Source organism: Shinella sp. NM-101, from assembly GCF_021401195.1.
In the GTDB taxonomy this organism is placed as follows: domain Bacteria; phylum Pseudomonadota; class Alphaproteobacteria; order Rhizobiales; family Rhizobiaceae; genus Shinella.
The window spans coordinates 91488-105719 of the sequence record NZ_JACBFT010000010.1 but is presented as its reverse complement, the minus strand read 5'-3'; the positions used below and the strand labels follow the sequence as shown (position 1 = coordinate 105719).

Below are 14232 nucleotides of genomic sequence, written 5' to 3'. Positions count from 1 at the left end.
CTCTCCTTGTGCGCCCTGCCGGGTAGCATGCGCCGGCGGGGGCCGAAAAGGGGGAAAGTGCTTGAAAACCGAGCGCTTCTCAGTCTCGTGTGTTGCATTAAAGGTGGGCTTGCCTATATTCCGGCAACCGAAATGGCCCCTCCGGCCGCGCAAAACCAAGATTTCAAGGAGTAGCTGATGTTCATTACCGAGGCCTTCGCACAGACGGCGGCACCCGGCGCGGCAGGGGGCGGCGCAGACATTCTCATGTCGATCCTGCCGTTCCTGCTGATCTTCGTGGTGATGTACTTCCTCATCATCCGCCCGCAGCGCGCGACCATGAAGCGCCGGGCAGAGCTCCTGAAGAACATCCGCCGCGGCGATCAGGTCGTGACCGGCGGCGGCATCGTCGGCAAGGTCACCAAGGTGGTCGACGACAACGAGCTCGAAGTGGAGGTCGCCGAGGGTGTGAAGGTGCGCGTCGTTCGCAGCGGCATCAGCGAAGTCCGCGTCAAGGGCGAACCCGTCAAGGAATAAGCTTGGCCTGCCGGCCGGTCGGGGATAGGCTCGGCCGGCGGCCCGACTGGTTTTCAGCCGGCATTGCCGCCGAACCTTAGCCGAGACCGCGATGCTGCAATCCGCCCGCTGGAAGACTTTCTTGCTCTGGCTCGTCCTCGTGGCGAGCCTTCTTCTCGTCTTGCCGAGCCTCCTGCCGGCACGCATGGCCGCCGGGCTCCCGGGCTGGCTGGCCGCCCATCGCCTCGTCCCCGGCCTCGACCTTACGGGCGGCTCGCGCCTTGTCCTGGAGGTCTCCCGCACCGACATCGCCGCCGATCGGCTGCGCGCAGCCGTGGACACGATCGGCAACGCCCTTCGCGCCGCGCGCGTTCCCTACAGCGACCTCAACGGTGCGGATGGCACGATCGAAGTGACCGTGACGGCGCCCGACCGGATCGATGCGGCACGCCAGACCCTCTCGGGCCTTGGCCTCGGTGCGCTCGGCGAGCCGGAAGGCGGCCGGTTCCGCATCTTGCTGCCGGCTGCGGCGGTCGACGAATTCATCAGCGAAGCCTCGCTCGGCGCCGTCGATGCGGTGCGCCGCCGTGTCGAGAGCCTCGGCATCCCGTCCCTGCTCGTCGCTCGCGGCGAGCACGACCGCATCGTCGTCTCGATGCCGGGCCTGACCGATCCGCAACGCGTCAAGGACATGCTGGCGACCGTCGGGCGGCTTTCAGCCCGGATCGTCGACGACAGCATGCCGGTCAGCACGGCCATCGAGAACGGCCCGCCGGCGGGCTCGGAAGTGCTGTACTCGGCCGAAGAGCCGCCGGAAGGCTATCTTGTCAGGCAGGAAGACCTCTTTACCGCCGTGGACGTGGCGTCGGCGCAGCCGGCCGCCGACGGCGAGCCCGTGGTCGAGTTCGTCCTCAAGGGCGAGGCGGCCGACCGCCTTGCCGCTTTCACCCGCGACAATGCCGGCCGCACCATCGCCATCCTGCTCGACGACCAGGTCATCTCCACCTCGCAGATCCAGGGCGCCATCACCGACGGCGTCGGCCGGCTTTCCGGCGATTTCGACGCGCAGGGCGCGGCGAATATCGCGCGCATCGTCGCCAGCGGCCCGCTGCCCGCGCCGCTCACCATCATCGAGGAGCGCTCCATCGAGCCCGCTCTCGGCACCACCTCGGTCGCAACGGTGGTGCTCGCGCTCGTGGTCGCCGTGGCGGCGGTGGTCGCCTTCATGACGTTCTTCTACGGCATCCTCGGCGTCATCGCGTCGCTGTCGCTGTTCTTCAACGTCCTGCTGACCTTCGCTATCCTCGCACTCATCGGCCTGCCGATCTCGCTGTCGATGATCGCGGGCGTGGTCCTCACCGTCGGGCTTGCGGTCGATGCCAGTGTGCTGATTTTCGAACGCATGCGGGAGGAGACGAAGAACGGCCGGGCGCTGCGCGATGCCGTCACCGTCGGTTTCGGCCGGGCGCGGGCGACCGTCTACGATTCGTCCGCGACGATGCTGATCGCGGTTGCCGTGCTCTTCCTGCTCTCGGCAACGCCGGTGCGCGCCTTCGCGCTCGCCGTCGGTATCGGCCTTCTCGCGACCATCTTCACGACGTTCACGGTCACCCGGCGCCTCGTGCGCGCCTGGCTTCGCCGCAGCAAGCCCACGCATCTGCCGAAGGGCGTGCGCACCGGCATTTTCGACCGGCTCAACCTGCGCTTCATGGCAGTCCGCAACGTGGTGTTCCTGGCGACGGCCGCGCTCTCCCTCGTCATTGCCGGCCTGCTGGTCGTCGGCGAGTTGAGGCTCGGCATCGATTTCACCGGCGGCGCGGCGGTGGAAATCCAGGCCAAGTCCGGCACCGTCGATCTTTTCGATATTTCGGCGCGTCTTGCCGACGCCGGCATTAATGTCCAGAGCGTCGACACCCACGGCAGCGCCCGCCGGGCGCTGGTGCGTCTGAGTTCGCAGGGCGGGGGCGAGAACGCCGAGCAGACCTCGGTGCTGATCGCGCGCGGCGAGCTGGAGGATGCCTATGACTTCCGCCGTGTCGAAGTGGTCGGCCCGGCCATTTCCGGCGAGCTGATCGATACGGCGACGCTCGGCTTCGTCGCGGGGCTCCTCGCGCTCGTCGCCTATATCTGGATCCGATTCGAATGGCATTTCGCCATCGGCGCGGTGATCGCGCTTGCCCATGACGTGTTCTTCACGCTCGGCTTCCTGGCCATAGCCAATATCGAGTTCAACATCAGCGCCGTCGCCGCGCTCTTGACGGTCGCCGGCTATTCGCTGAACGACACGATTGTCGTCTACGACCGGATCCGCGAGAATCTCCGGCATTTCAAGCGCATGCCGCTGCCCATCCTCATCGACGACGCGATCAACCGCACGCTCTCGCGCACCTTGCTCACCTCGGCGACGACGCTGATCGCGCTTGCCGCGCTCGCGTTCTTCGGCGGAGAGGCGATCCGCACCTTCGCGCTGACGCTGCTTTTCGGGGTGGCGATCGGCACGATCTCCTCTATCTACATTGCCGGACCGATCCTCATCCTGTTCCGTCTGCGGCCGGAGCGCTATCGCCCGGGCAAGGGCGGCAAGGGATCGGTCGCGGAGGCGACGGGAGCCAATGGCTAAAGGCATCGAAATCCGGGAGGCGCATTTCCCCGGGCGTGCGCCGATCGACGCATATGGCAATGGCGGTTTCCGCTTTGCCGACATGTCGCATCGCGGCTCCATCCTCTGCCTGCCGTCCGGCGTCCACGGCTGGGATAAGACGGAAGAGACACCGCTGACTTTGGCCGACCTGCAGCGCGTGCTGGACGAGGCGGACGGGATCGAGGTCCTGCTCGTCGGCACCGGCAAGGAAATCCGTCCGCTCCCGGCGGAAATCAAGGCAGCGCTGCGCGAGCGCAGGATCAGCTCCGATCCGATGAGCACGGGCGCCGCCGTGCGCACGTTCAACGTCATGCTGGCCGAAAACCGCGCGGTTGCCGCCGCGCTCATCGCCGTGTGACCGGAAGGCGGTTCTTTCGACGTGACCGACAAGAGACAAGAGACCTATGCGCACTGCCTGACGGTGCTGCGCGACACCGATCGCGACCGCTACCTTGCCTGCTTGCTGGCCCCGGAGGAAAAGCGCGGCGCTCTCGCCGCGCTCTATGCCTTCAATGCGGAGATCGCCCGCGTGCGCGACGTCGTGCGCGAGCCGCTGCCCGGCGAGATCCGCCTGCAATGGTGGCGCGATCTGCTGGAGGGCGCGCCGGGGGGCGATGCAATCGCCAATCCGCTTGCTGCCGGGCTCATGGCCTGCGTCGAGGAGCACAGGCTGCCCGTCGCCGTGCTGACGGACATGATCGAGGCGCGCATCTTCGACCTCTACAACGACCCGATGGAGAGCCGCGCGTCGCTGGAAGGCTATGCCGGCGAAACGGCCTCGGCGCTGATCCAGCTCGCGAGCCTGATCCTCGATCCGCAAGGCGCGCCGGGTTCGGCGGAGGCGGCCGGCCATGCCGGCGTCGCGCAGACGGTTGCCGGTATCCTGCTCATGCTGCCGATCCACCGGCGGCGCGGTCAGGTCTACCTGCCGGCCGACCTTCTGGCCGCCACCGGCCTGACCCCTGAGACCCTTCTCGACGGCAGCGACAAGGCCGCCGCCGGCCGTGCCATCGCGGCTTTCGTCGGCTTGGGACGCGAGCATTTTGCCAAGGCGCGCGCCGCAAACGGCGTTTCGGTGGCGAATCGGCCGGCCTTTTTGCCAGCCGCCCTCGTTCCGCCTATACTGGCGGCGGCGGAAAAGGCAGGCGCGGCGACGCTCGAGCGCGTTCTTCAGCCGCCCCAGTGGCGGCGGCAATGGCGGATGTGGCGGGCGCTGCGGCGCGGTCCCTTCTGAAAAGCCGAGGAAGCGCAAAACTGGCGCAAGCCTTGTACGCTACAGCGACGGGATAGTTTTCGTGGAGGAGTGGAGTCGATGCTCTGGACCATCACAATCGCCTGCCTGCTGCTGGCCGGCCTGATCTTCCGGCAGAGCTTCCGCAAGCGCAACGAGGAGATCGAGATGGCGGGCGATGCCGGGCTCGCCATCCTGGAGTTCGGCCGCGCCTTCCCGGAGGAGGCGATTCGCGCCGTCATCAGCACGGCGAACGGCCGCACGGTCTTCCTGCGCCTGCATGACGGCAAGGCGGGCTGCATGAACGCGCATGGCCACCACTATTCCTGCCACCTCATCGAGCCCGGCATGGTGCACGTCACCAGCGCCGGTCCGAAACGGCTGAACGTCAAGTTCTCCAATGCCGCCTTCGAGGGCGGCATGTTCGAGTTCCGGGACGAGAAGGAGGCCGCCGAGGTCTCGCTCTGGCTGCTCGGCAGCTTCATGCCCGGCCTTGCCGGGCAGAACCCGCGGATCGTCGGCCAGCCGGGCTGATTTTCAGCCCGCAAGCCAGCGGGCGCAGTCGTCCAGCGCGCGGGCGGCGGTCGCCTGTTTCTTGGCGAGCGCCTTGTCCTTGCCGCGGAACCGCTTCATGCCCTCCGGCCTCGTCACCGCGCCCGGCTCCAGCGGCGGGAAAAGGCCGAAATTGATGTTCATAGGCTGGAACGAGCGCTTTCCGGGCTCGTCGTCGGAAACGATGTGCCCGCCCGTTATGTGGTTCAGCAGCGCGCCGAAGGCCGTCGTCTCCGGCGGCAGGGACGGCGTCTCCCCGCGACGCTCGGCGGCGGCGAACCGGCCGGCAAGCAGGCCGATGCTGGCGCTCTCCACATAGCCCTCGCAGCCGGTGATCTGGCCGGCAAAGCGCAGGCCCGGCCGCCCTTTCAGCGCAAGCGACCGGTCGAGCAGCGTCGGCGAATTGATGTAGGTGTTGCGGTGGAGGCCGCCGAGGCGGGCGAATTCCGCGTTCTCCAGGCCGGGAATGAGGCGGAAGATCTCGGCCTGTGCGCCGTATTTCAGCTTCGTCTGGAAGCCGACCATGTTGTAGAGCGTGCCGAGCGCATTGTCCTGGCGCAGCTGCACGACAGCGTAGGGCTTGACCGTCGGGTTATGCGCATTGGTGAGGCCCATGGGCTTCATCGGACCGTGGCGCAGCGTCTCGCGGCCGCGCTCCGCCATCACCTCGATCGGCAGGCAGCCGTCGAAATAGGGCGTGCCTTCCCATTCCTTGAAGCCGGTCGTGTCGCCGGCGATCAGCGCGTCGATGAAGGCGTTGTACTGCGCCTCGTCCAACGGGCAGTTGATATAGTCCTTGCCCGTGCCGCCGGGGCCGACCTTGTCGTAGCGCGACTGGTACCAGCAGATGTCCATGTCGATGCTGTGCGTGTGCAGGATCGGCGCGATCGCATCGAAGAAGGCGAGCGAATCGGCGCCGGTGCGCGCCTGGATGGCTTCGGCCAGCACGGGCGCGGTGAGCGGGCCGGTGGCGATGATCGCCTGGTCCCATTCCTCCGGCGGAAGGCCCGTGACTTCCTCGCGCAGGATCGTGATCAGCGGGTGGCTTTCGAGCGCGGCCGTCACGGCGGCGGAAAAGCCCTCGCGGTCGACGGCGAGCGCCCCGCCGGCCGGCACCTGGTTGGCGTCGGCCGAGCGCATGATCAGCGAGCCGGCAAGGCGCATTTCGGCGTGCAGCACGCCGACGGCATTGCTGGCGGCATCGTCCGAGCGGAAGGAGTTGGAGCAGACGAGCTCGGCAAGGCCGTCCGTCTTGTGGGCATCCGTGCCGCGCACGCCGCGCATTTCATGCAGGACGACGGGAATGCCGGTTTCGGCGATCTGCCAGGCGGCTTCCGAGCCGGCAAGGCCGCCGCCGACGACATGGATGGGAGCAGTGGAAGAGGGCTGTGTCATGGGCGGTTGGTTACCATGGAGCCCGCCGCATTCCAAGGAAAAGCGCGCTGTGCGCGTGGGTGGCATCCCGGAATCAAAAACGGCACCGGATGGTGCCGTTTGAAGCGTTCCCCGCGCGTCGCCGTTTCCGGCCGCAGCGGCGGAAACCGGCGATGTCTTAGCGGAACGAGCGCGAAGCGATGTCGCGGATGTCGTAGCGGGTCAGGCCGATGTCCGAGAGCGTGTGGTTCGACAGGTTGCCGAGTTCGTTCAGGGTGCGGCGGTAGGAAATCCAGTTCTTGGCGATGCGGATCGGGTTCATGGTTCTATCCTCGAAGTGTTGGCCGAAAGGTCTCTCCCACCGGCTCTTGAGGCTTATATAATCGACATCCTTGTCTATGTGCAGTGCAAAGAAAATGCATCTGCTATGCATTTGTGCAATAAGACGACCACGGATGAGGCAGTTGCGCCGGCTGCATGCAGAAGAGGCGGAAAGCGCCGAAGTTTCAGACAAATAGCAATTCCGCCCGTAAGGAAGGGAAGGCTGGTCTTTTTGTCGCAGATGACGATCTGTGACATTGTGCACCGCAAAAAAGAGAGAAAACGAAAACGCCCTCCGGCGGGAGGCCGAAGGGCGTTCGAATGAGGATCCCGAGGGATCGTCCGGCTTAGTTGGTGGCCTTGCGGGCGATGTAGGGAATATCGCTGCGGCCGATGCCGAGGTCGCGAAGTTCACGGTCCGTCATGCGGCCGAGTTCGTTGACGGTCTGACGGTACTTGCGCCAGTTGTTGAAAGAGCGTGCCAGGTTCATGTCTTTACCCCTTTCTTGGGCTTCCTGCTGGGCGGCCGCTCGTCCTTGGCGCCGCCCCGATCTGTTGATTTGGAATATACGCTGCGCTGGCGAAATGAACAGCGCTCGAATGGCACGGCACCTATGCGTTTCATGCATGTCAAGCGGAAATTTCGGCAAAATTCTGGCTGAATTCCGTGCATTTCGCCACAAAGGTTAATGCCGCTATGCGTCAGCGCTTGAATGCAGCGCAAAAAGCAACGCCCGCCGGGGGAGGAGGTCCGGCGGGCGTTGCTGATCTCGATTGGCAGCTTGGGAGGAGGAGGGGCTGCCAATCCCGCCGGGGACGCTGGGAGGAGGAGTGCGTCGCCGGCTGACGGGTTCTTTCTAGCCGGCGGTGGCGGACAGCGGTAGCGCTCGATTGGAATGGCACCCATGCAAACGATGCATGTGGCGCGCGCGGCTCGGATGCGTCTGCTCGGGGATTAGGCGGAAAAGCCGGAAATCGGCGGCATTCTGTGTGTGGGGGTCGTTTCGCCATGCGTCTGGCGCAAAGAATAACGCCCGCTGGGGGAGGAGATCCAGCGGGCGTCATAATGATGATTGGCAACTGGGAGGAGGAGTGTTGCCAATCGCATCGGAGAGACGCTGGGAGGAGGAGTGCGTCGCTCCGAATTCCTGTCGAGCCCGTTTCCGGAACATCGGGTCTGAGGCATCATGCCGGGCGTTCGACCAATCCGCCCTCCCGTTCCTCGGTCGCCCTACTTTACGCGGCGCCTCGATTTCCGGGCTGGATCATTTCTGATCCGATGTCTGCACTATAGCCGCGCTTCCCGATTTTGTGCAGTGCAATATGGGCATGGATGATATGCGTGCGCTGCATGTCCTCAATCGGGTGGCCGATCGGCCGTTTCATGGTCAGATTTATCATGGATTTCTTTATTTCCCGTTAATCTTGGCGGTCGGCGGCGTCGTTTCAAGCGTATCGCGGTGAATAATTGCCCAAAATTCGGAATTTTGCTCCGATTGCGAATTTCTGCCGTCTCTGTATCGTCGCCATTGACACGGCGGGAATCGTCCCGTTCGGCGTGGTGGAAGGCGAACGGAGAGGGAACAGATGTACAGGGGCAGGCTTGAGCGCGATCTCAAACTCTGGACGGCGCAGGGCCTGATCGACACCGGGACGGCCGGAAGGCTGCTCGACGAATACGATTCCCGCGAAAGCGCCTTCAGCCTCGGCCGCGTGCTGATGATCATCGCCGCCCTCCTCGTCTCGGCCGCCGTGCTCCTGCTCGTCGCCGCCAACTGGGAGATCATTCCGCGCCTCGCCCGCCTTCTCGGCATCGCGGCGCTGATATGGGGTTCTTATCTTGCGGGCGGCGTGCTGATCCTGCGCGGGGCGGAGCGGCTCGCCGCGGCCTTCCTCGTGCTCGGCACGCTCGCCTTCGGCGGTGCCATTGCGCTGGTCGGGCAGATGTATCACCTGTCCGGCGATGCGTTCCAGGCGGCGCTCGTGTGGTTCGCCGGCGCGGTGACGGCCGCCGCGCTCTTCCGCTCCGGCGCGGTCACCGCGGTCGCCGGCTTCCTCGCCTTCGTCGTGGCGGGCGCCGACTGGACGCAATCCTACAGCGTCGACGATACGGTGCTGCTGTGGCTGATGCCGCTCATGGCGGTGATCGTCATCCTGCTCGTGCGCTATACGGGCGCCGACCGCGTCCGCCATCTTGCCTATCTGCTGCTCGTCGTCTGGCTGGGCTATCTCTACGGCGAAAGCGAAGCGGCCGTCGTCGCCATGGCCATCACCGCTTTCGGCGCGATCGCCTATCTTGCCGCCACGCTGCCGCAGTCACCGCTTCATGTGCTCGCCCGCAGCGCCGGCGCGGCCCCGGCCTTCTATTCCTACCTCGTGCTGCTGCTCGGCCTCTTCGTCCTGCATTCCGAGTTCGGCGGCGTGGCGGACCGGCTCTTCGTCGGTATCGTCACGCTTGGCGCCGCCATCGCCGGCATCGCACTGTCAGGCAAGGAGAACGGCGCGGTTCGCTATCTCGGCTATGCCGCCTTCGCCGCCGAGACGCTCTATCTTGCCTCCGAAACGATCGGCTCGATCATCGGCACGTCGGGCTTCTTCCTTGTCGCAGGCCTGGTGGTTGCGCTGATCGCCTGGGCGGTCATCAAGCTGGAACAGCGCCTTTCCAAGGCCGCAACGAAGGTGGAGGCCTGAACCATGACCGCATCCAGCTTCTTCCGTCTCCCGCCGCTCGTCGCCGCCATTGTCGCGGCCGCGCTCCAGACGGCCGTGATCGGCTACATGGTCGAGAGCCGTGCTTCGATCCTGCGCAACGGCACGGACATCCGTCTCAGGACGATGCCCGTCGATCCGCGCGACCTGCTGCGCGGCGATTTCGTGACGCTCTCCTATCCCATCTCCGCCATCCCGAAGTCGATCGTCACCGGCGGGGTACCGCAGGCCGGCACGCGCCAGCGCCTTTTCGTCCGCGTGAAGCCCAGTGCGGACGGCCTGTGGACGGCGACGCAGGCGAGTTTCGCTCCCCTTGCGCCGGAGGAGGGCAGCGTCATCCTGCGCACGCTGCCGCTCACTCTCTATACCTCTGCCGCCGACGGCCTCCCCGAAACGCTCTTCGTGCAGTACGGCATCGAGCGCTATTATGTACCGGAGGGCGAGGGCAGGGTGCTGGAGGATGCCCGCAACCAGGAGGAACTGGAGGTGGAGGCGCGCGTTGCCACGGACGGCACGCCGCAGATCGCCCGGCTGATTCTGAGGGGCGAGCCGGTCTACGATGAACCGCTTTATTGAGGCGCGAACACCGGGATGGCGGCATTTTTCCTTTGATCCGCGGAAAACGGGTGATATAGAGACGCCGCGCTCGGAAGGCGCCACGGGAGCGGCCTTGCCCCCTGTGGCAAATCGGTTTCTGAGACGCGGGTATGGTGAAATTGGTAGACACGCCAGATTTAGGTTCTGGTGCCGCAAGGCGTGGGAGTTCAAGTCTCTCTACCCGCACCAGAGCCACCAGACGTGGAAATGGAGGTTTCCGCGTCCTGTGGAGCATTGAGAGCGCCATTTTGCTTGCCAAAAGGCCACCGAATTCAGTAAAGCCACTGCCGGCAAATGGACCGGCGGGGTGCTCGCCATAACCGGAAGGCCGGTTTGAGCACCGCCAACTCGAAATGAAGGTTTGAACATGCAGGTTATCGAAACGCTCGCTGAAGGGCTGAAGCGCGAAATCAAGGTCGTCATCCCGGCCAAGGACATGGAAGCTCAGATGAACGAGCGTCTTGAAGACGTGAAGGGCCGTGTCCGCATCAACGGCTTCCGTCCGGGCAAGGTGCCGTTCGCCCATCTCAAGAAGATGTACGGCAAGTCCGTGATGGCCGAACTGGTCAACGAGATCGTTCGCGACCGTCCGTCCGCGATTCTCTCCGAGCGCGGCGAAAAGTCCGCAACGCAGCCGGAAGTCGCGATGACCGAGGACCAGGCCGAAGCGGAAAAGATCCTCAACGGCGAAGCTGATTTCGAGTTCACGCTGTCCTACGAAGTCATCCCGGCCATCGAGCTGAAGGATAACTCCGGCATCGCCGTCACGCGCGAAGTCGTCGAGGTCGACGCCAAGGAAGTCGACGAGCAGATCCTCAAGATCGCCGAAAGCGCCCGCTCCTACGAGACGAAGAAGGGCAAGGCCGCCGACGGCGACCGCGTCACCATCGACTATCTCGGCAAGGTCGACGGCGTTGCCTTCGACGGCGGCAAGGACGAGGACGCCGAGCTCGTCATCGGTTCCAACCGCTTCATCCCGGGCTTCGAAGAGCAGCTCGTCGGCCTGAAGGCCGGTGACGAGAAGGTCATCACCGTTACCTTCCCGGCCGATTACCCGGCTGCGAACCTCGCCGGCAAGGAAGCCACCTTCGACATCAACGTCAAGGAAGTCGCCGCCGCCACCGACATCGAGATCAACGACGAGCTCGCTTCCAAGCTCGGCCTCGAATCGGCCGACAAGCTGCGCGAGATCGTCCGCGGCCAGATCGAAAGCCAGTACGGCTCGGTCACCCGCCAGAAGGTCAAGCGTCAGATCCTCGACCAGCTCGACGAGATGTACAAGTTCGACACGCCGGAACGCCTGGTCGACGCCGAGTTCGAGAACATCTGGCGCCAGATCAACACGGACCTCGCCCAGTCCGGCAAGACCTTCGCCGACGAAGACACGACGGAAGAGGCCGCTCGCGAGGAATATCGCAAGCTCGCCGAACGCCGCGTCCGCCTCGGCCTCGTCCTCTCGGAAATCGGCGAGAAGGCCGCCGTCCAGGTGTCGGACGAGGAAATGCAGCAGTCGCTCTTCCAGCAGCTCCGCCAGTTCCCGGGCCAGGAAAAGCAGATCCTCGAATACTTCCAGAAGACTCCCGGCGCCGCCGCTTCGCTGCGCGCCCCGATCTTCGAAGAGAAGGTCGTCGATCACCTGCTCGGCGAGATCAAGGTAACGGACAAGACCGTTTCCAAGGACGAGCTGATGGCTGACGACGAAGAGGGTTCCGAGAAGGAAGCCAAGAAGGCCGCGCCGAAGAAGAAGGCTGCCGCCAAGGCCGAAGCTGCTGAAGGCGAGGAAGCCGCTCCGAAGAAGAAGGCCCCGGCCAAGAAGAAGGCCGCCGAAGGCGACGCCGAGTAATCGGTTCTTCACATCGCATACGGAAAGGCCGCCCACCGGGCGGCCTTTTTGCATTCGGGCAACGGGAAGCGCCGGCGCGGCGGCCTATTCCTTTTGCGAAAGGTCACCCATGCGGTTCCAGGCATCGAGGCCGGCGATCTTGTAGGCTTCGGCGAGCGTCGGGTAGTTGAAGGTGTTCTCGACGAAATATTCGACGGTGCCCTTCAGGTTCAGCACGGCCTGGCCGATATGGACGAGCTCGGTCGCGCCTTCGCCGACGATATGCACGCCGAGCAGGCGGCGCGTCTTCAGCGAGAAGATCATCTTCAGCAGGCCGGAATTGAGGCCCATGATGTGGCCGCGCGAGGTTTCGCGGAAACGGGCCATGCCGCATTCATAGGGAATGCCGCGCTCCTTCACCTCTTCCTCGGTCAGGCCGCAGGTGGAAATCTCCGGCACGGCGTAGATGCCGTAGGGGAAGTATTTCGGAGGTTCCTTGGCGATCGCGCCGACGGCTACCCGGGCGGCGATGCGGCCCTGCTCCATGGAGGTCGAGGCAAGGCTCGGGAAACCGACGACGTCGCCCGCGGCGTAGATATGCGGCACTTCGGTCTGGAACGTCTCCGGGTTGACGCTGAGGCGGCCGCGTGGATCGGCGGTGAGGCCCGCGGCGGCAAGATTGAGGCTGTCCGTCGCGCCGACGCGGCCGGCGGCATAGAGCACCATCTCGCAGGTGACATGGCGGCCGTTGTCCAGCGTGATCTCGCATTTGCCATTGGGGAGCTTCACCACCTTGTCGGCCTTCTGGCCGAGGATGAGCTTCATGTTGCGGTCGCGCAGCTCGTAGATGAAGTCTTCGACGATCTCGCGGTCGATGAAGTCGAGGATCGTCGGCTTCGGGTCGATCACCGTCACCTGCGTGTCGAGCGCGGAGAAGATGGTGGCATATTCGATGCCGATGACGCCCGCGCCGATGACGGCCATGGAGCGCGGCAGTTCCTTGATGTCGAGCAGCTCGTCGCTGTCGAGCACGCTTTCGCCGTCGAAGGGGATGCTGTCCGGGCGGTAGGGCTTCGTGCCGACGGCGAGCATGATGCTCTTGGCGCCGACCTGGATGGTCTCGCCGTCTTCCTTGACGATCTCCATCGTCTCGGGCGTCAGGAACTTCGCCTTGCCGCGTATGTGCTGCACGCGGTTGCGGGCGAACTGGTGCTCCAGCACCTCCACCTCGTGGTCCAGCGTGATGAGCAGGCGGCGGCGCAGGTCGTCGGCGCTGATCTCCTGCTTCACGCGATAGGCGCGGCCGTAGAAGCCGCGCTCGCGCCAGCCGGAGAGGTTGAGCGCGGTTTCGCGCAGCGTCTTGGACGGGATCGTGCCGGTATGCACGGACACGCCGCCGACGCGCTTTCCCTGCTCGATGACGAGAACCTTGCGCCCGAGCTTTGCCGCCTGGATGGCGCCGCGGCGGCCTGCGGGGCCGCTGCCCACGACGACGAGATCGAATTCCTGCATGCGTGTGTCCCAGTCTTGTCCGGCCAGAATCGTATTGCGTTGCAGCAATTGTCTTCGCCGGTCAGTTTTCGTCAACGGAAAGTGGCAGCAAACCGTTTCAAACGGATGAAGGATCGCCCACTCCATCTCGCGGTTTACATCAGTCTCAAGCCCTTGAGACTGGCGTGCCCGTCCTTGCCGATGATGATGTGGTCGTGCACCGTGATACCAAGCGGACGGGCAGTTTCCACGATCGTCTTCGTCATGTCGATGTCTGCCCGCGACGGGGTCGGGTCGCCGGAGGGATGGTTGTGGACGAGGATGATGGCCGTCGACGAGAGTTCCAGCGCACGGCGCACCACTTCGCGCGGATAGACGGGCGTGTGATCGACCGTGCCGCGGCCCTGGACTTCGTCGGCGATCAGCGTGTTGCGCTTGTCGAGGAAGAGGATGCGGAACTGCTCGCGCGGCTCGTGCGCCATGGCCGCGTGGCAATACTGGATGACCGACGACCAGGAGGCGAGCACCGTCTTGTTGCGGATCTCGCTCTTCAGCGTGCGCTGCGCGACGGCGGAGACGAGCTTGAGGTCGAGCGCCACGGCCTCGCCAATGCCCTTGACCTCCTGCAGCAGCGCGGGCGTTGCGCCGAAGACGCCCGACAGCGTGCCGAAGCGGTCGAGCAGGGCCTTGGCCACCGGCTTGGTGTCGCGGCGGGGAATGAGGCGGAAGAGCAGCAGTTCGAGGATCTCGTAATCGGCGAGCGCCGTGTCGCCATTGTCGCGGAAGCGGGTGCGCAGGCGCTCGCGGTGGCCGTGATAGTGCTTGTCCTCCGCCGCCGTTGCGGGAACGGCGGGAGCGGCCGGAGCCGTGCGCGCGGGCTGCTCGAAGAAGTGGCCGCGCTCGTCTTCTACGCCGAAAAGGTCGCCGGAAGTCGCCGGGTCATCCACCGGTGAGGCGGTGGATGAGGTGTCCGAGCGTCCGCGCGATCCTGTCATGGGG

Annotated in this window: 14 protein-coding genes and 1 tRNA gene; 9 read left to right on the top strand and 6 right to left on the bottom strand. The window is 65.1% G+C overall.

Going from position 1 to position 14232, the window contains the following annotated elements; genetic code table 11:
• Positions 1 to 177: 177 nt before the first annotated feature.
• The 5 genes from yajC to L0976_RS18840 all read left to right on the top strand — a co-directional run bounded on the left by yajC (position 178) and on the right by L0976_RS18840 (position 4901).
• Positions 178 to 516 carry a preprotein translocase subunit YajC gene (yajC, locus tag L0976_RS18860; protein WP_203318784.1) on the top strand — a complete coding sequence of 113 codons (339 nt, stop codon included), beginning with the start codon at positions 178 to 180 and terminating at the stop codon, positions 514 to 516.
• A gap of 121 nt (positions 517 to 637) precedes the next feature.
• Positions 638 to 3115, top strand: coding sequence for a protein translocase subunit SecD (gene secD / locus L0976_RS18855; RefSeq protein WP_234188799.1), 2478 nt, complete (start codon positions 638 to 640; stop codon positions 3113 to 3115).
• Positions 3108 to 3494, top strand: coding sequence for an Mth938-like domain-containing protein (locus L0976_RS18850; protein WP_234188798.1), 387 nt, complete (start codon positions 3108 to 3110; stop codon positions 3492 to 3494). Before secD ends, L0976_RS18850 begins: the two co-directional genes overlap by 8 nt.
• Positions 3495 to 3515: 21 nt before the next feature.
• A complete protein-coding gene (locus L0976_RS18845; RefSeq protein ID WP_234188797.1) occupies positions 3516 to 4370 on the top strand; it encodes a phytoene/squalene synthase family protein in 855 nt (284 codons plus the stop codon).
• A gap of 78 nt (positions 4371 to 4448) precedes the next feature.
• Complete coding sequence (locus L0976_RS18840; protein ID WP_234188796.1) at positions 4449 to 4901, top strand: hypothetical protein; 453 nt, start codon at positions 4449 to 4451, stop codon at positions 4899 to 4901.
• 3 nt (positions 4902 to 4904) lie between these two features.
• On the opposite strand, the gene trmFO is transcribed toward L0976_RS18840, so the two are convergent.
• The 4 genes from trmFO to L0976_RS18820 form a co-directional block, all read right to left on the bottom strand.
• Positions 4905 to 6314 carry a methylenetetrahydrofolate--tRNA-(uracil(54)-C(5))-methyltransferase (FADH(2)-oxidizing) TrmFO gene (gene trmFO / locus L0976_RS18835; RefSeq protein WP_234188795.1) on the bottom strand — a complete coding sequence of 470 codons (1410 nt, stop codon included), beginning with the start codon at positions 6312 to 6314 and terminating at the stop codon, positions 4905 to 4907.
• A 157-nt stretch (positions 6315 to 6471) separates the two neighbouring features.
• Positions 6472 to 6615, bottom strand: coding sequence for a DUF1127 domain-containing protein (locus L0976_RS18830; protein WP_119258352.1), 144 nt, complete (start codon positions 6613 to 6615; stop codon positions 6472 to 6474).
• Between the two features lie 346 nt (positions 6616 to 6961).
• Positions 6962 to 7105, bottom strand: a complete 144-nt coding sequence (locus tag L0976_RS18825; RefSeq protein WP_203318789.1) for a DUF1127 domain-containing protein — start codon at positions 7103 to 7105, stop codon at positions 6962 to 6964.
• A 745-nt stretch (positions 7106 to 7850) separates the two neighbouring features.
• The gene (locus L0976_RS18820) at positions 7851 to 8015 is read right to left on the bottom strand and encodes a hypothetical protein (RefSeq protein ID WP_234188794.1); all 165 of its coding nucleotides are present in this window, start codon (positions 8013 to 8015) and stop codon (positions 7851 to 7853) included.
• 186 nt (positions 8016 to 8201) lie between these two features.
• On the opposite strand from L0976_RS18820, the gene L0976_RS18815 reads away from it, so the two are divergent.
• The 4 genes from L0976_RS18815 (at position 8202) to tig (ending at position 11763) form a co-directional block, all read left to right on the top strand.
• On the top strand, positions 8202 to 9305 hold the full coding sequence (locus tag L0976_RS18815) for a DUF2157 domain-containing protein (RefSeq protein WP_234188793.1): 1104 nt from the start codon (positions 8202 to 8204) through the stop codon (positions 9303 to 9305).
• 3 nt (positions 9306 to 9308) lie between these two features.
• Positions 9309 to 9899, top strand: coding sequence for a GDYXXLXY domain-containing protein (locus tag L0976_RS18810; protein WP_234188791.1), 591 nt, complete (start codon positions 9309 to 9311; stop codon positions 9897 to 9899).
• 125 nt (positions 9900 to 10024) lie between these two features.
• Positions 10025 to 10109 (top strand) — tRNA-Leu (locus L0976_RS18805).
• 178 nt (positions 10110 to 10287) lie between these two features.
• Positions 10288 to 11763 carry a trigger factor gene (tig, locus tag L0976_RS18800; protein ID WP_234188790.1) on the top strand — a complete coding sequence of 492 codons (1476 nt, stop codon included), beginning with the start codon at positions 10288 to 10290 and terminating at the stop codon, positions 11761 to 11763.
• Positions 11764 to 11847: 84 nt separating this feature from the next.
• Here tig and sthA read toward each other — a convergent pair whose 3' ends face one another.
• Positions 11848 to 13254 carry a Si-specific NAD(P)(+) transhydrogenase gene (gene sthA, locus L0976_RS18795; protein ID WP_203318793.1) on the bottom strand — a complete coding sequence of 469 codons (1407 nt, stop codon included), beginning with the start codon at positions 13252 to 13254 and terminating at the stop codon, positions 11848 to 11850.
• Positions 13255 to 13388: 134 nt separating this feature from the next.
• Positions 13389 to 14228: a DNA repair protein RadC gene (gene radC / locus L0976_RS18790; RefSeq protein WP_234188788.1), complete on the bottom strand. Its 840-nt coding sequence runs from the start codon at positions 14226 to 14228 to the stop codon at positions 13389 to 13391.
• Positions 14229 to 14232 lie beyond the last annotated feature (4 nt).